This is a genomic window from Arcticibacterium sp. GJ41-1, assembly GCF_055808875.1.
On record NZ_CM147888.1, the window covers coordinates 2,876,022 to 2,894,244 of the forward strand.

Below are 18,223 nucleotides of genomic sequence, written 5' to 3' on the forward strand. Positions count from 1 at the left end.
TACTTAAAACTCCCACGCAGAAAGCTTCTTAACTCCTTCATAATTAGTCATATCATAATGGCATGGCACTATAGCTACATAGTTGTTTTCAATGCACCAGATGTCGGTATCGGTAGATTCTGGCTCATGATTTATGAACTCGCCACCCATCCAAAAATATTGTCTGCCATGCGGGTCTTTTCTGGCGTCAAATTCCTCTTTCCAGAAACCATCTGTTTGACGAACTACTTTGATTCCTTTTATCGTTTCGTCTGATTTTTTAGGGAAATTGACATTCAATGCATTATGCTTTGGAATTCCATTTTTCAAAGCGGCTTTACATATCTTTTGAATCCAAGGAATTGTATGCGAAAAGTCCGTATCGTAACTAAAATCGTCAATAGAAAAACCAATGGCAGGTATCCCTTCAATAGAAGCTTCTCTAGCTGCGGCCATAGTGCCAGAATATAAAACCGAAAGCGAAGCATTATGGCCATGATTAATGCCACTAACTACCAAATCAATTTTTCTGCCATTTAAATAATGGTGTTTGGCTAGTTTTACGCAGTCGGCAGGAGTACCACTACATTCGTAGGCTTCTACTCCTTCATGAATGTTTGATTTCTTTGTGTGCAATGTTTTATCTACCGTAATGGCATGTCCCATTCCAGAGTTTGGACTATCAGGAGCAAGCACAAATACGTCACCAATCTCTTTTACCGCGGCTATCAAAGTGGCAATACCAGGAGAGGTTATACCGTCATCATTACTAACTACTATTAATGGCTTCATGTTCTGTTGATTTTTAATTCAAGGGCAAAAGTAGCTAAAAAAGGAACATGCTTTTTTAGCTATCTTAATTAAGGGAAAAAGCAGTTTTGTAAAAACCTTTTTTTTAGATTCTTAGTGAATTCTAAGGTTTTATTTTTAACATAATTTTAATGAAGACAGAGGCTCTTTTGAAGGGTTTAGCAGAGTTACTTGTCTAACTTTCGACTCCAATACACTTTTGAAATAGCCAATATTCATTAACTATTTTGTACTAGAGCTGTTCGAAAGCAACATTGCTTCTACTTTATCAAGTTTTGCATTTAATCCATCAAACTCTTGTTGTTGCTCCTGAATCGCTTTAATAAGAGTAGGGATAAGGTCATTATACCTAATGGAATAGTAGCCATTAGAATCCTTATTCAAGAAACCAAGTTCCTTTTCCGAGAAACCGAACTTTTTCAATGTTTCTTCTACTTCTTGAGCAATCAGACCAAATTCTAAATCAGGATTTGAATTATTTTTACGATGATAACTAACAGGTTTAAGCTCTTTGATAAAACTCAAACCTAAGGGAAGCGTCTGAATGTTTTCTTTCCAACGGCGGTCTGATGTTATATTCCAAGCTACTTGAATATCGGCAGCGGTAATAATATCGTTACCTATTCTTATTTTATTACTCACGTCCACTTTCGCATTATATCCAATAGCAATGGTGTTATTTACGCTTTCTGAAGTTACACCAGAACTATATCCAACAGCCGTATTTCGCCCCCCCGTGGTGACAGAATAAAGGGAAGCATAGCCAACAGCGGTGTTATGATCTCCTCTAGTATTTGAGTATAGTGCAGAGGAACCTATTGCTACATTTTTAAAACCAACAGAATTTGAAAATAGAGCATAGGAGCCATTCGCGGTATTTTCATATCCAGTTGTATTTAGATAAAGTGAGGAAGAGCCGCTGGCGGTATTTAAATTACCTTCTGTATTGGAAAAAAGAGACTGATAGCCAGTGGCTGAATTCCATTCACCGTCTATATTAGAATAAAGAGCTTTATATCCATTAGCCACATTTTGACTACCTGTAGTATTGGAATAAAGAGCATAGGCTCCACTAGCTGTATTGCTATGGCCGGTGTCATTTTTATAAAGTGAAAAACTACCATTCGCAGTATTATAATTCCCCTCGGTATTAAAATACATTGAGCTGAACCCATTAGCAGTGTTGCTAATTCCATCAATATTTGAATAAAGGGATGCAGAACCATTTGCAGTATTGTTATGCCCCTCTGTATTAGAGTAAAGGGAATGGCTTCCACTGGCTGTATTGTGCTCTCCTAAGGTATTTGAATAAAGCGACCAGTAGCCATTGGCGGTATTATAAGCCCCTTCCGTATTGGAATAGAGTGAAGAACTACCGTTTGCGGTATTGTTTGAACCCGCTGTGTTAGAGTAAAGCGAATAAGAACCATTCGCGGTGTTTTGAAAACCATCAATGTTAGAATACAATGAAGAAAATCCGATGCCCGTATTGTTGTATCCTATATTAGTATAAAGTGAATTATAACCAACAGCTACATTATTAAAACTGGTGTTAGAATACAGACTATTAAATCCAATTGCAGTATTGCGTAATCCAATAAAGCCTTCAATGCCCCTATTCGAAAACAAGGCTCCTGGGCCTAAAGCAACATTTCCTACTAAATGTGCCGTATCCGTTTTTCCTGAAATTAGCCCGTTTGGTAAAATGGTTACAGAGCCATCTAAATCTTCAGAAATGCTCTGAATTTGGCCATTAATGTCATTGTGAAACAAAAGGGTAAAAAGGATGATTAATGTTTTTTTCATATTGATGTATATTTGAAATACTTAGATTTCTATTTATCGTTTTGAATTGTTGTTGTTTAATTGAAGAAGCGTTTCTATTCTTTCAAATTTTGTATGTAGCCCATCTAAGATTTCCTGTTGTTCTTGTATTGCTTTGACAAGTGTAGAAATAAGATCATTATAACGGATGGACCTATAGCCATCAGGAGCTTTATCTAAAAAGCCGAGGTCTTTTTCAGAGAAACCAAACTTTTCCAAGGTATGCTCTACATCTTGGGCAATTAAACCAATTTCTAAATCAGGTTTCTCATTGTTTTTACGATGATAAATCACTGGATTTACTTCATTGACAAAAGTTAAACCCAAGGGAACCGTTTCTATATTTTCTTTCCATCGACGGTCAGATGTAACATTCCACGCAACTTGGATCTCTGCCGCTGTTATAAGAGTATTACCCATTCTTATTTTATTACTAGTATCTACCTTAGCACTATACCCTATTGCAGTGGAATTGCTAAAGTTGGTAGAGGTCACACCTGCTTTGTACCCAATAGCCGTATTGTAATCACCCGTGATGTTATTATGAAGAGAAGATGTTCCAACAGCGGTATTGAATTCCCCTGTGGTGTTCGAATAAAGTGCATCATGTCCGCTAGCAGTATTATTAATAGAAGTTGTAAATTGAAGAGCATCAGAACCGAAGGCTGTATTTGCAAATCCATTTGCATTTGAGGGAAGTGAAGCATATCCATTTGCAGTATTCAAATCACCTTCTATATTGCCAATAAGAGCAGCATAGCCAGTGGCAGAGTTAAACTCTCCATTCTCATTATTCGTTAGTGACAAAGCTCCATCTGCCACATTATTAGCTCCATTGAAATTCCGTCTAAGGGAATGGTAACCATTAGCTGTATTATTTTGACCTAGCATGTTAAATTCAAGAGTACCTTCACTGGTAGCCGTATTGTAGCTGCCTGTGGTGTTTCTATACATAGACCAATAGCCATTAGCTGTATTGTATTCACCTTCCAAATTGGAATACAGCGATTTACCACCACTAACAGTGTTGTAATCTCCAATATTATAGTAAAGGGAATAATAACCGATAGCAGTATTATATGTACCCTCTTTATTAAATCTAAGTGATTGATTACCACTTGCAAAATTGTAATCTCCTGTCTTATTTGCAGCTAATGAATAATAACCAGTAGCAGTATTACCCTTACCCTCGCTATTTGACCTCAAAGAATTAGTACCACTTGCAGTGTTGCCGTCACCATCTATGTTTGAAAGTAAAGTGTAATTACCTAGGGCGGTATTACCATCGCCATCATAATTGCTATGAAGTGAGTGATACCCAATTGCTACGTTTTTATTGCCCAGAACGTTTGTATACAAACTTTCAAATCCAATTGCAGTATTGTCTAAGCCCAAAAATAAATTTAAACCTGTTGTGGAAAATAATGCTTTCGGTCCCAAAGCAACATTTCCTGTCAAATGTGGTGGGTCGCTTCTTTCTGAAATCAAACCGTTTGGTAAGATAATCACAGAACCATCTGCATCATCAGAAATACTTTGAATCTGGGCATTGGCAGTAAAGCCTAAAAGAAAAAGGAAAAATATTTTTCTCATAATATTATTTTTCTGGAAAATTCAGAAATCAACTTATCGTTTGGATTTTAGGTCTTCATTCTTAGAAATCAACATCGCTTCAATTCTATCTAGCTTGGCGTTTAATTGACTTAAAGATTTGTCTTGTGTGTCAAGAAGATTCTGCTGCTCCTGTATTGCACTTATAAGTACTGAAATAAGGTCATTATAACGTACAGAGTAATAGCCATCAGGCCCTTTGTCGAGAAAGCCTAAATCTTTTTCAGCATAGCCGAATTTGGCTAGTGTTTGTTCTACTTCTTGTGCTATAAGCCCAAACTCTAAATCATGCTTCTCATTGTTTTTACGGTGATAGCTGACAGGCTTAAGTTCTTTGACAAAGTCTAAACCTAATGGCACTCTTTCTATTTTTTCTTTCTTGCGACGGTCAGAGGTTACATTCCAAGCTACTTCAATGTCGGCGGCGGTTATTGCAGCATTTCCCATTCTAATTTTATCACTAGCGTTAACAGTAGCTTGATAACCAATGGCAATGGTATTGCTTAAATTACCAGATGAAACATTAGCACCATAACCTAAAGCAGTATTATTATGTCCGGATGCATTATTATCTAGGGAATAGTAGCCGACTGCTGTATTCTTATCTCCATCAATACTATTAGCAAGCGAGTTACGACCAATTGAAGTGTTTCTTTCACCGTCAGAATTAAACTGCAGCGACGCATAACCGAGTGCTGTATTGTGACTACCAGTTGTGTTGGAGTACATAGAGTAATAACCAATTGCCGTATTATTGCTAGCAGTGGTGGTATTATATAGACTAAAATATCCTAGGGCAGTGCTATTAATACCTGAAGTATTTTTATGCAGCGATGAAGAGCCAATAGCCGTATTTCTAAGTCCAGAGATATTTGAATAAAGTGCAGAGTTACCAATAGCTGTATTATAATTTCCGTCTTCATTTTTATTTAAGGCATTAGAGCCCACGGCAGTATTAACTTGACCCGTGGTATTATTAAAAAGTGAAAAATCACCAACCGCCGTGTTGTTACCACCGGATGCGTTATTAAATAATGCTGCATAACCCATGGCCGAATTGTTACTACCAGAGGTATTTAACCCTAGAGCTCCATAACCCATGGCAGAATTTTTCCAGCCGCTAATATTTGATTTAAGTGATAATCCACCAACACCTGTATTTTGAATACCTGTAGTATTATTCACAAGAGAGGAATCACCAATAGCCGTATTGTCAGTACCCGTGAGTTCATTTGATAACAAGGCGGAACGCCCTAATGCTACATTTGACCCATGATGTTGGCTATCAGTCTTACCCGAAACCAATCCCTGAGGCAGAATGGTTACAGAGCCATCCACGGCATCAGAAATACTTTGAATTTGGGCACTCAGGTCAATGCAAAAGAGAGTGAGTAATACCAGACAGGCTAACTTTTTCATCGCAGTTTTGTTTTAGATTTAAGAAATTATACAATCAATATTTAATTGAAACCGTAAACAGTTTTCAACTTACTTTACTAATATATCTTTCATAAACCGTTGTTACAAAATGTTTTATTTTACGGAAAGGATAATCATTAGTTCGAAGGAAAGAGTATCCCTCCTGATGACTTAATTAGCCAGTAAAACCGTTAAATAAAACACTTTTAGTGTTTCGAACTCAAGGCGTTCTAAAGTGTGCATTAACAAAGAGTAATGGTAAAATTATATAGTTCAATACAAAACCAAGTCAGCTGCTAGCACAGCATTCTTGAACTCAATGAGGCTATTGAGTTTAGATTAATTTGAAATTAAATTCAAGCTAAACTAAGTAGTTAGCCTTGTAAAAATCATCAATCCTTCAAACCCAAATCCTCTACAATATGTAGTTTTTTGGTATTCTTTCTTGTTCTGGCAGCTATTTCAGGTTTGTAACCTTCGAGTGTCTTTTGGTAGTATCCTGTACCGTTATACGGTCTTTTCTTAGGATGTTCTTTACAAGCAGGGGAGCATGCTCCTTCTAATTCCCAACCGCATTTTTCGCATATCGGTACATGCTGATTGCAAATAGGATTGGCACAGTTCACCATTCTGTCAGATTTAGTCTGACAAACATGACATTCGGAAATAACTTCAGGATTTATAGAATTGACATCCGTAGTTAACCTACCGTCAAACACGTAACACTTTCCATCAAAATCTTCTCCACCAGCTTCTAAACCATATTTTATGATTCCGCCGTGAAGCTGATATACATTTTCAAAACCTTGCTCTAAAAGGTAAGCACTTGCTTTTTCGCATTTGATACCTCCGGTACAATAAGTAATTATTTTTTTATCTCTCAGGTGGTCAATTTCCTGAACGTGGTCAGGCAAATCTCTAAGGTTACCCATGTCAAAAGTGACCGCACCCTTAAATTTTCCAACAGCATGTTCATAATTTGAACGCATATCTACCAGCACCACATCTTCATCATGCATCATAGCCTTAAACTCATCGGGCTCTAGGTGTTTTCCCGTTCTTACATTAGGGTTGACACCAAGCTCAGAGTGTACTATCTCTTTCTTTATTCTTACATAAAGTTTTTTGAAAGCATGTCCTTCATGAGATTCTATCTTAAACTCAACACCAGTAAACCGTCCATCGGCTTCTATCCATTGCATATAAGCTTCACAGTCAGCTTTCTCACCAGATACAGTTCCGTTTAGTCCTTCGGGTGCTACTATTATTCTCCCTAGCAAATTATTGTCTAAGCAAAATTGGTGGTGAACATCTCTGTATTCCACCAAATTTTCAATGGGAGCGTAGATGTAATAAAGTATTACGTTAAATTCTTTCATATCAATATCAAAATACAAGTGCAAAGTTAATAAAGGTTCTAAGCATTTTCTATGATTATTGACAGTATAAGTCCTAATTTTGAGTCTGAACCTATACTCGCACTCATCATATGCATATCGCTATCACCGGAAATATTGGTGCCGGAAAAACCACTTTAGCAGAGAAATTAGCAGAACATTATGGCTGGGAAGTCTATTATGAAGCTGTTGATAACAATCCTTATTTGGCTCCTTTCTATGACGATATGCCAAAATGGTCCTTTCATTTACAGGTATTTTTCTTGAATTCAAGGTTTGAACAAGTCTTGAAAATAAAGTCTCAGGAAGAAAAAACCATTATTCAGGATAGAACGATCTATGAGGATGCCTATATTTTTGCTCAAAATTTATACGAATCGGGTCATTTGAATGAAACCGATTTCAGAACCTACGAGGGGCTTTTTACTACTATTATGAGAGCAATTAGTCCTCCAGATTTAATGATTTATCTCAAAGCAGACATTCCTAAACTTTTGACGCAGATTAAAAAACGTGGGAGAGATTATGAACAAAGTATAGACCCTAACTACCTTAAAAGCTTAAATGCACTTTACGAAAAATTCTCAAGTCAATATGAGCATGGGAAACTGATTGAGATTGATGTAAACGATATGGATTTTGTGGCTAATGAAGATGACTTTATTGCTATCACCAAAGCCATTGAAAAGAACATTAACTTAGGTAAACAACTAAAAATTAAAAAAGACCAAGAATAAAGCTTCTGAGAATTAAAAAGAAGCCTTTCAAATATAGGTCAAAACACCATTTAATTAAGTTTTAACACTATTTAAACCCATTCATGAAAAGGGTTTGGACTGAATTTTGTTATTTTGACCGCGGATAACCCATTAAATCAAACTGCATCTAATAAAACACTTATGGATTTTAAAAAATTGAATACTATAGGCGGATGGCTAGCTTTCCTGATTGCCTTTGTAACCTACACACTAACGGTGGAACCCACTGCCAGTTTTTGGGACTGCGGCGAGTTTATAGCCTGTGCTTATAAACTTCAGGTTCCTCACCCTGCTGGTGCACCTTTCTTCTTATTGTTAGGGCGTTTAGCATCTCTTTTTGCCGGAGGCAATGTGGAGAATGTAGCTTTAACCATAAACATGCTGTCGGTATTAGCCAGTGCTTTTACCATTCTTTTTATGTTTTGGACTACTTCTTTATTAGGAAGAAAGATTATTGGCAAAAAAGGAGAAGACTTATCTGGTTCTGAGACCATATTGGTTTTGGGAGCTAGTTTAGTTGGAGCTTTAGTTTATACTTGGTCAGATTCATTCTGGTTTTCAGCAGTAGAGGCAGAGGTTTACGGAATGTCATCTTTCTTTACAGCCATTGTTATTTGGGCAGTATTGAAATGGGAATTAATAGAAGATGAAGCAGCCGCTAACAAATGGTTGATTTTTATAGCTTATTTAGTTGGTTTATCTATTGGAGTTCACCTTTTGAACTTAGTTACTATTCCAGCTTTAGGACTTTGGGTTTATTACAAAAAAACAAACAAAGTAAGCCTTGCAGGTATCATTTCGGCACTATTGATAGGTTTAGTGATATTAGGAATTTTGATGGTAGGTGTTATTACCGGAATTCCATCTTTCAGTTTCTTCTTTGAAAAATTATTTGTCAATTCATTTGGTCTTCCATTTGGTTCAGGAATGATTTTCTTCGTGTTGGCTTTGATAGCCGCACTGACTTATGGAATTATCTGGTCTGGCAAAAACAGTAAAGTTTGGGTTAATACCGCTTTGATTTCATTTGCTTTTATTTTGGTAGGTTATTCTACATACTCCTTAGCCTTAATCAGGTCAAATTACAATCCTCCAATTAACGAGAACGACCCTTCTGACGTTTTAAGCTTTACATATTATCTTAAAAGAGAGCAGTACGGAAGTAGACCATTGACTTACGGTCCAATTTATACCTCAAAACTTACTGCCATTAATAAAGGAACACCCAATTATAAAATGGGTGAAGATAAGTATGAGATTTATGATTACTCTCCAGAGTACGTTTGGGGTGGCAATATGCTTTTACCAAGAATCTGGAGTCAAGACCCAAGACACGTAGCTCTTTATAAAAGCAAACTTGGCTTAAACGAGACACAAGAACCTAAAATGGGAGAGAACCTCCGATTTATGATGAGTCATCAGTTTGGGCACATGTATTGGCGTTATTTCCTTTGGAATTTCTGGGGACGAGCATCAGATATAGAAGGTTCCAGTGCTACGGCCATTTTTGAAAAGACATCTGATTTGCCAACTTCCTTGCAAACTAATCGAGGTAGAACCAATTTCTTTGCTCTCCCAATTATTCTCGGAATCTTGGGTTTACTCTATCAATACTTGAGAAGAGATAAAGACTTCTTAGTCATGTTCCTCTTGTTCGTATTGACAGGTTTAGGACTGGTAGTTTACCTGAATTCACCTCCGGTGGAACCGCGAGAAAGAGATTATATTTATGTAGGTTCTTTCTATATTTTCGCAATTTGGGTAGGCTTGGGTGTAATGGCGATAGCCGACTTTGTCTTGAAGTTTTTAAAGAATGATAAGTCAAAATCAATAGCAGCCGTAGCTGTAGGTTTAGTAGTACCACTTCAAATGGTAACCCAAACCTATAAAGGTCATGACCGTTCTGACAGATACCATCAAGTAGATTTTGCTAAAAACTTACTTAATTCTGTAGCACCAAACGCAATCCTGTTTACCGGTGGAGATAACGATACATTCCCGCTTTGGTATGCTCAGGAAGTAGAAGGTATAAGAACGGACGTAAGAGTATGTAACCTGAGTTTATTAGGTACAGACTGGTACATTGACCAAATGAAGCGTAAGACTTATGAGTCTGAGGCTTTACCAATATCTTTCTCGAAAGACCAATTGTTAAAAGGTATCAACGACCAGTTACCATATGTTGAAAATCCAAATGAACAAGTAAAAGCGGGTATCAACCTTAAGCAATACTTGAATTTGGTTAGAAACAATGAAAGAGCCATTCAAATGTCTGTTTCTACGGGTGAACTTATCAATACACTGCCATCTACCAATTTATTTTTAGAGTACGATGCGGAAGCTGTTAAGGCTCAAGGTTTTGTTCCTGAAAAGTATGAAGCTGGTTTGACAGGTGTAATGAAATGGAACATTGGTGAGCGTGATTTGCTTAAAAATGACCTGATGGTTTTAGACATCATTGCTCAAAATAACTGGGAAAGACCTATTTATTTCGGTGGTACGTTATCGCCTAATTCTTACTTGAATTTGAAAGAGTTCTTAGAATTAGAAGGTTATGCATATAGACTTATGCCGGTACAGGTACCTGGAGCTAGAGATGGTGTGGTGAATACCGATGTGATGTATGATAACGTCATGAATAAATTTGAGTGGAGAAATCTTAATAATCCTGATATTTATTATGATTCTGAAACCTATCTGAAAGTGCCTATTATCACTGCTCGTTTTGCTTTCTTAAGATTGGCAGACCAATTAGTAAGAGAAGGTAATAATGAAAAAGCAAAAGAAGTTTTAGACCGAGCTTTGGAAGTAATGCCAGACGAATCTATTCCTTTTGACCAGCTAGCGGCTAATTTTGCAACATTCTATTATGCGATTGGCGAAAGCGAAAAGGCCAAAGAAATATCAGATATAATAGTTAAGAGGGCAGATGAGCAGCTCACTTACTTCATAAATAAGCAACGAACAGGTGAAGTAACCCAGTGGGGAATGGATAATGTACAGAGCTTTATTCAGAGTGATTTAAGGGACTTGAATATGCTGGTAAACATTACTGAGCAAAACGACCAAGTGCTGGCGGCGAGTTATAAAGAGATTTATGATAAGCACATAGCATCACTACAATAAGCTAGTAATGAAAGTATAAGAGATACCTGTCAGAAATGGCAGGTATTTTTTTTGATAATTTAATACTTGCAACGTTGTTGCATTTATTAAAAAGTGCTATACTTGCAACATTGTTGCATAAATAAACATTTAAAAAAATGAGTTTGAAAGTAATTAGTGGTTTTCTGTTTGTGGCTTTATTAAGTTTTTCTTGTGAAAAGGATGACCCAGTCATTCCGAATGAAGAGGAATTAATAACTACATTAAATTACCAATTGGTGCCTGAGGGCGGTGGAGATACGGTAGTCTTGTCTTTTAAAGACATTGACGGTGATGGTGGAAATGCACCAGTAATAGCTAATGGCGTTCTAAAAGCGAATACAACCTATGCAGGAACGCTAACACTACTTAATGAATCTGTTAGTCCTGCTGACAATATTACGGAGGAAGTAGAGGAAGAGGGAGATGAGCATCAGTTTTTCTTTGAGGCTTCATCTGGCTTGAACGCCACTATCTCTTATGATGATGTCGACGTTAATGGAACTCCTGTAGGTTTAAAGAGCCGTTTAGTGACTGGAGCTGTATCAAACGGAACTTTGGTTATAACTTTAAGGCATGAACCGAGCAAAGCAGCATCAGGGGTTTCTGATGGTTTGATAGCAAATGCAGGTGGTGAAACAGATATAGAAGTATCGTTTAATGTGGAAGTGGAATAAAATATTGGTACTCTTAGTTTTTGGCGGAACGCTAAAGGCTCAAGATTGTCAAATTAGTTTAAAGGGTAGGGTCTATGACGAGGTAACTGGTGAGGCCTTACCCTTTGCTACAATATACTTAGAAAGTATAAGTCAGGGAAAATCTGCAAATATAGATGGCTATTTTGAATTTGAGGGCTTATGCCCGACAAAAACACATTTAAAAATTAGCCACGTTAGCTGTGAGCCTTTAAGTCAATATCTGATTATCAAAAACGACACGGTATTAAATATTTACCTACATCATCACGAAGAACTGATGGATGAGGTGCTGGTACATGGCGATAGAGCCGACTTTAGCACGCAAAATAGTAATACCATTGATAAGGATTTAATAGCCAAAGAAAGCAATAAAAGCATCAGCGATTTACTGCAAACTATCAGCGGTGTCAGTTCTTTAAAAACAGGTTCTGGTATTTCTAAACCCATTATTGATGGGCTTTATGGAAACAGAATCACCATGCTTAATAACGGAATAGAGCAGGCTGGGCAGCAGTGGGGAAACGACCACGCTCCTGAGATTGACCCATTTTCGGCTGGTCATATTTCAGTCATTAAAGGTGTTAGTGCTTTAGCGTTTTCTGGAAGTTCGCTGGGTGGCGTAGTTCTGATAGAGCCTGATATTATAAATCATGAGCCTCATTTGCACGGAAACGTGAACTATATATTTCAGAGCAATGGTCATGGCCATACTTTTAATACAGAACTTACCAAGTTTTCAAAAGGCTTAGGTTGGCGTGTAAACGCAAGCATAAAAGGAATAGGCGACCAGAAAACACCAAATTACTATTTAACCAATTCAGGTAGGAAAGAAGCTAATGGCTCTGTTCAGCTAGAAAAGGTGATTGGCAAATGGAACAGTAGTTTGTACTTCAGTACATTTAATACCGAAATAGGGATATTAAGAGGTGCCCATGTTGGTAATCTGACTGATTTAGAGTCTGCTTTTGATAGAGAGGAACCCTTCTTTACTTCGCAAGATTTTTCTTACAAAATAGATGCTCCTTCTCAGAAAGTAAATCACCATTTGTTAAAACTAAAGACGGCAAAAAGTTATAAGAATTCCTCTGTTTTGACTTTTCAATATGCAGGCCAAATTGATAATAGAAAGGAATTTGATGTTAGAAGAGCCGGTAGGTCAGACCAAGCTGCACTGAGTCTTTTTCAGCATAGCCACTTTTTAGAAGGAAATTACAGCACCACTTTAAGTAACGAAGCCTTTGTGAAAACGGGGATTCAGGCCGACTTAAAAGACAATACAAATAACCCCGAAACGGGTATTTTACCTTTGATTCCTGATTATGTAGCCTTAACAGGCTCAATTTTTGGGTTTTATCAGAAAGAAAGTGGTAAAGCTTTTTATGAGTTTGGAGGAAGGACAGACATTCGTCAATTAAATGCCGCTACTATAAGCAGAGATTTACCGAGGAAGATAGTACGTTATAATAGGACATTTGAAAACTACAGTGTTTCCTCAGGAATTAAGTACAGTTTTTCTAAAGCATTTAAGTTTAATTTGAACGCTGGTTATACCTTAAGAGCTCCTGCGGTCAATGAGCTTTACAGCTTTGGTTTGCATCAAGGTGTGAGCAGTATAGAAGTAGGAAATGTAGATTTGGAGTCGGAGAAGTCTTTTAAAGTAACGGCAGCCTTTGATTTGGCTTTACAAAAGAAACTCTTCTTTCAAGTATTGACCTATTATCAGAACATTCAAGATTTTATCTATTTACAGGCTCAAACGGAGAATACCTTAACCATTAGAGGAGCATTTCCAATATTTAACTATGAGCAAACGAATGCTCAGTTAATAGGTGCGGACTTCCTACTGTCTTTTGAGCCAATAAGTCATGTAAGGCTTGTTTCTAAAGCAGCTATTCTGAAAGGAACAGATTTGACAAATGATAAGCCTTTGGTTTACATGCCGTCAAATAATTGGAGTAATACCTTAAAGTTCTCCATAAAAGAATCTACGCTAAGTTTAGAGCATCAGGTAGTTTTTGAACAGAAAAATTTAGAGTCAGACCAGGATTTTTTACCACCACCAGCTACTTATCAGCTTTTTAACATAGGATTTAATACTTCTTTACATTTGAAGAAGAATACACTAGGCTTAGGATTAAAAGTAGAAAATGTCTTAAATGAGGTCTACCGAGACTATTTAAACCGTCAGCGTTATTTTGCGGATGAATTAGGGAGGAGTATTAACCTGAGAGTTAATTATAAGTTCTAAAAAAAAATCCCCGCTAATTTTTAGCGGGGATTTTAAGCCTAATTTTACAATTTTTAGATGGCTAATTATCCTTGAAAGAAATCTTTCATCTTATCGAAAATCGTTTTGCTATTTGCATTTTTTCTTGGAGCAAAGTTTGGCGAATCTCTAAGTTTTTCAAGCATTGTTTGCTCTTCAGATGATACTGAACTAGGTGTGTAAATATTCACATGAACCAGCTGGTCGCCTGTTCCGTAACCATTCACACTTGGAAGCCCTTTTCCTCTTAATCTTAATACCTCACCGGCTTGGGTTCCCGTTTTAAGCTTGATTTTAACTTTACCATCTACTGTTGGTATTTCTAAATCTTTCCCTAAAACAGCGTCAACAAAATTGACTGGAAGGTCAAAAATGATGTTCTGACCATCTCTTTTTAAGTCTGGATGCTCTTTCTCTTCAATAGCTATAAGTAAGTCACCAGGAACGCCACCTCTTACAGGAACGTTTCCTTTACCACTCATTGAAAGCTGCATACCTTCTGATACACCCGCAGGTATTTTGATATTAATTTGGTCTTCTGTTAACTGACGACCTTCACCAAAACAAGCTTCACATCTTTCAGAAACCATTTTCCCTTCTCCATTACAAGTAGGGCAGGTGCTGGTAGAAACCATTTGACCCAGCATGGTTTGCTGTACTCTTTTTACTTGGCCTTGGCCATTACAGCTACCACACGTAGTTAAAGAAGTACCGTTTTTAGAACCGTTTCCTGAGCATGTGTTGCATGATGTGTAACGCTTTACCTTGATTTTCTTTTCTACGCCTTTGGCAATATCAGAAAGCGTAAGTGTAAGTTTAATTCTTAAATCAGAACCTTTTCTCACACGCTGGCCACCGCCACCACGACCTTGGCTTCCACCAAAGAAGCTACCGAACGGGCTACCATCGCCAAAAATATCACCAAACTGGCTGAAAATATCATCAACAGTAAAACCGCCTTGACCGCCGCCGCCTGCAGCACCACCCATGCCTGCATGCCCATATTGGTCATATCTAGCTTTTTTCTGGTCATCAGATAAAACAGAATAAGCCTCAGCTATTTCCTTGAATTTATCTTCTGCACTTTTATCATCAGGGTTTTTATCTGGGTGATACTTAATTGCTAACTTTCTGTAAGCTTTTTTTAGCTCTTCAGGTGTTGCACCTTTTGACACTCCCAGTACCTCGTAAAAATCTCTCTTATTTGCCATATCTTTTCTTTAGCCCTATTCCTAAACTGCTTGGCTACTGCTTAATTTTTTAAAGTTTTAGATTGATAGTTTTTAAAATAATTAGCTACCAACCACCACTTTAGCGTATCTTACTACTTTGTCATTTAGGTAATAGCCTTTTTCTACTACGTCAATCACTTTACCTTTTTTCTCTTCGCCACCATCAAACTGAGTGATACATTCGTGAAGTTCTGCATCAAAATCAGTATCCTTAGAATCCATAGGCTTTAGGCCTTTACCTTCTAAAGTTTTCTTTAGCTTAGAAAAAACCAATTCTACACCTTCTTTAACGGGTTCAATTTCAGTAGCTGTTTCAAAAGAATTTTGAGCTCTTTCAAAATCATCTAAAACTGGAAGTAACTCTTTGATAAGGCCAGAAGTTGCGTTTAAAACATTATCTATCTTTTCTTTAGCAGTTCTTCTTCTAAAGTTTTCGAAGTCTGAGAAAAGTCTAACAAACTTGTCTTTTTGTTCGGCAAGCTCTTGTGTCAGACGTTCTTCTTCTGTCAACTCTACCGTTTCCTCTTGACTTGTCAGGTTTTCTTCTGACAATTCTTCTATATTCTCTTCTTTTGTATTCTTTTCAGACATTTTAAATCATTTTTTTTCTCCACCTTCAAATTATCAATAATTAAACCATCCATGTAAAGGCTGTCATTATGTCAGAATTAATAGATTTTTCAAGAATTGACCTGTCACAAATCTAATTTTGTCTTTGAAAACCCAGTACTTTACGACAGATGGAAATAAGAGCTTTTAATAACGCCGAAAAGATAAAAAACAAAGCCCGCGAGCTAGGCTTTGACTTTTGTGGTATTTCTAAAGCTGGTTTCCTTGAAAAAGAGGCTCCTCGCCTTGAAAAATGGCTTGACCAGAATTATAATGGGAAAATGGCCTGGATGGCCAATCATTTTGACAAAAGACTTGACCCCACTAAACTAGTTCCTGGAGCAAAGTCGGTCATATCTGTCATGCTTAATTACTACCCAGAAAAAAGGTTGCCAGAAGGGGATGATGACATTAAGATTTCTAAGTATGCTTACGGCAAAGATTATCACTACGTTTTAAAGGATAAACTCAAAGCTCTTTTCAATTTTATTCATGATGAAATTGGCGAAGTAGATGGGAGAATCTTTGTGGATTCGGCACCTGTCATGGATAAAGTTTGGGCCGAGAAAAGTGGCTTAGGTTGGGTAGGAAAACATAGTAATTTACTCAATAAAGAAATGGGTTCTTTCTTCTTTTTAGGAGAGATAATTTGTGATTTGGTATTAGAAGAAGACGGTCCAGTTAAAGATTATTGCGGTACCTGCACTGCCTGTATTGATGCCTGCCCCACGGATGCCATTGTAGAGCCTTATGTGGTAGATGGAAGTAAATGTATTTCTTACTACACCATAGAGCTAAAAGAGGCCATTCCGGAGGAAGCAAAAGGTAAAATGAAGAACTGGATTTTTGGTTGTGATATTTGCCAAGATGTATGTCCTTGGAACAGGTTTTCAAAACCAAATACTACCCCAGATTTTAGCCTTAAACCAGAGTTGGCAGGCTTTACAAATAACGATTGGGAAGAGATTACAGAAGAGGTTTTTCGTGAATTGTTTCGCCATTCTCCCATAAAACGTACAAAACTAGAAGGTGTTAGGCGTAATGTTAATTTCATTAAACCTAATATAGAAGACTGATTAAGTATGTGGAAGTACCACCACAAAAAGGCTTCCTACGTCCACTTCACTTTTAATAGAAAGCTTTCCTTGATGTAAATCTACTATCCTTTTACAGATAGAAAGCCCAATACCTGAACCCTTATAGGATGTAGCTCTTTTAGTTCTATAAAAAGGCTCAAAAACCTTCTCTAATTCCTCTTTGTCAATCCCTATTCCTGTGTCACTCACAGAGATAAGACAATTCTGATTATTGGCCTTAATTTTGACGTCGGCTTGTTGATTTTTGGAGTACTTACAAGCATTGTCAATCAGGTTTGTAAATAAGGTTTTTAGTAAAGCTTCTTTACCATTAACAGTCACCCAATTGATGTCTTCAGGAATGTCTTCAAAATCTATCTGAATTTTATAGTCGGGATTTAGATGTAAAATTTCGTCTTGTACGCTAAATAGAATTTCATCAATCCTAATTGGTCGAAGATTAACGGCATTTTCTTGAGCCTCTGATTTGGCCAATTGTAGTAGACTATTGGTCAGTTTTATCAATCGCTGATTGTCATTCAAAAGGCTATTTAAAATAGTCTTGTATTCTTCAGGTGTTCGCTCATTTTGAAGAGCCACTTGAATTTCTGATTTGACCGCGGCCAGCGGCGTTCTTAATTCATGAGAGGCATTAGAAACAAAGCTCTTTTGAAGCTCAAAAGAGGAATCTAGCCTAGAGAGCATTTTGTTGAAATTGACCGCTAATATGGCTATTTCATCAGTATTGTTCCCCGTATCTAGCTTCTTCCTCAGACTACTTGCTGTGATGTGAGAAATTTCCTCGTTGATTTTGGAAATAGGCTTTAGACTTTGACCCGCAAAAACGAAACCTAATATAATGGTCAGGATTATGGCGGAGAAGTAGCCAGTGTACATGGCTTCTCTAATATTCATGAGTTTTTCCTTACCATAAACATCCTCTGCTTGAGCCAGTACGGCATAACTCTTATTCAGGGTGTCAGAATACATAGTTCCCACCACTTGATTGCTGCCAAAAGTGGTTTCGATATACCTTTGGCTTCTAATTTTGTTTAGTAATTCAGGGCTGTAGTAAATGGTGTCTGCCTCATAATTATAATAAGCCACCTCGTTAGAATCATTAAAAACCAGAACCTGAGCAGGGTAGAGGGTTGATAATGTGTTTTTATCAATAACCTTTAGCAGTTGTTTGTCAATCTGAGGCTCCTTGATAAGTAATCTAGCAGTAGTAACTGCTCTGTCTCTTAGGCTATTATAAAATTCTTGCTGCCTGTAGTTTTCAGATAAATAATAAATACCAATAGAAAAAACAGCAAGCAAAGCCGCCACGATAACGGAAAACTGTAAGGCTATTTTGGTTCTGATTGTCAATTTTTAGAACATTAAATACTTGAGGATGT

The 18,223-nt window shown here is 37.2% G+C and carries 13 protein-coding genes; 5 read left to right on the forward strand and 8 right to left on the reverse strand.

Annotated features, from left to right (window positions below):
- Positions 1-3 precede the first annotated feature (3 nt).
- The 5 genes from surE to trhO form a co-directional block, all read right to left on the reverse strand.
- Positions 4-771 (reverse strand): 5'/3'-nucleotidase SurE, encoded by a 768-nt coding sequence (surE, locus tag AC0L6O_RS11970; protein ID WP_473302622.1) that lies wholly within the window; start codon positions 769-771, stop codon positions 4-6.
- Positions 772-1,011: 240 nt separating this feature from the next.
- A complete protein-coding gene (locus AC0L6O_RS11975) occupies positions 1,012-2,595 on the reverse strand; it encodes a tail fiber domain-containing protein (protein WP_473302624.1) in 1,584 nt (527 codons plus the stop codon).
- 33 nt (positions 2,596-2,628) lie between these two features.
- A complete protein-coding gene (locus tag AC0L6O_RS11980) occupies positions 2,629-4,206 on the reverse strand; it encodes a tail fiber domain-containing protein (RefSeq protein ID WP_473302625.1) in 1,578 nt (525 codons plus the stop codon).
- 33 nt (positions 4,207-4,239) lie between these two features.
- On the reverse strand, positions 4,240-5,643 hold the full coding sequence (locus tag AC0L6O_RS11985) for a tail fiber domain-containing protein (protein WP_473302627.1): 1,404 nt from the start codon (positions 5,641-5,643) through the stop codon (positions 4,240-4,242).
- A 392-nt stretch (positions 5,644-6,035) separates the two neighbouring features.
- Positions 6,036-7,022 (reverse strand): oxygen-dependent tRNA uridine(34) hydroxylase TrhO, encoded by a 987-nt coding sequence (trhO, locus tag AC0L6O_RS11990; RefSeq protein ID WP_473302628.1) that lies wholly within the window; start codon positions 7,020-7,022, stop codon positions 6,036-6,038.
- A gap of 110 nt (positions 7,023-7,132) precedes the next feature.
- Here trhO and AC0L6O_RS11995 point away from each other — a divergent pair, with 110 nt between their 5' ends.
- From AC0L6O_RS11995 to AC0L6O_RS12010, 4 genes are all read left to right on the forward strand, one after another.
- Entirely contained in the window at positions 7,133-7,777 is a 645-nt protein-coding gene (locus tag AC0L6O_RS11995) for a deoxynucleoside kinase (RefSeq protein WP_473302630.1), read from the forward strand.
- A gap of 162 nt (positions 7,778-7,939) precedes the next feature.
- Positions 7,940-10,924 carry a protein O-mannosyl-transferase family gene (locus AC0L6O_RS12000; RefSeq protein WP_473302631.1) on the forward strand — a complete coding sequence of 995 codons (2,985 nt, stop codon included), beginning with the start codon at positions 7,940-7,942 and terminating at the stop codon, positions 10,922-10,924.
- A 137-nt stretch (positions 10,925-11,061) separates the two neighbouring features.
- Complete coding sequence (locus AC0L6O_RS12005; RefSeq protein ID WP_473302632.1) at positions 11,062-11,619, forward strand: hypothetical protein; 558 nt, start codon at positions 11,062-11,064, stop codon at positions 11,617-11,619.
- A complete protein-coding gene (locus AC0L6O_RS12010) occupies positions 11,603-13,888 on the forward strand; it encodes a TonB-dependent receptor domain-containing protein (RefSeq protein ID WP_473302634.1) in 2,286 nt (761 codons plus the stop codon). Before AC0L6O_RS12005 ends, AC0L6O_RS12010 begins: the two co-directional genes overlap by 17 nt.
- Positions 13,889-13,953: 65 nt before the next feature.
- Here the strand turns inward: AC0L6O_RS12010 and dnaJ are convergent, their stop codons facing one another.
- Both dnaJ and AC0L6O_RS12020 read right to left on the reverse strand, forming a co-directional pair.
- On the reverse strand, positions 13,954-15,117 hold the full coding sequence (dnaJ, locus tag AC0L6O_RS12015) for a molecular chaperone DnaJ (RefSeq protein WP_473302635.1): 1,164 nt from the start codon (positions 15,115-15,117) through the stop codon (positions 13,954-13,956).
- 81 nt (positions 15,118-15,198) lie between these two features.
- Positions 15,199-15,729, reverse strand: a complete 531-nt coding sequence (locus AC0L6O_RS12020) for a nucleotide exchange factor GrpE (protein WP_473302636.1) — start codon at positions 15,727-15,729, stop codon at positions 15,199-15,201.
- A 149-nt stretch (positions 15,730-15,878) separates the two neighbouring features.
- Here AC0L6O_RS12020 and queG point away from each other — a divergent pair, with 149 nt between their 5' ends.
- Positions 15,879-16,823 (forward strand): tRNA epoxyqueuosine(34) reductase QueG, encoded by a 945-nt coding sequence (queG, locus tag AC0L6O_RS12025; protein WP_473302638.1) that lies wholly within the window; start codon positions 15,879-15,881, stop codon positions 16,821-16,823.
- Here queG and AC0L6O_RS12030 read toward each other — a convergent pair whose 3' ends face one another.
- On the reverse strand, positions 16,824-18,194 hold the full coding sequence (locus AC0L6O_RS12030; RefSeq protein WP_473302640.1) for a sensor histidine kinase: 1,371 nt from the start codon (positions 18,192-18,194) through the stop codon (positions 16,824-16,826). It abuts the gene before it with no gap.
- Positions 18,195-18,223: the final 29 nt, after the last annotated feature.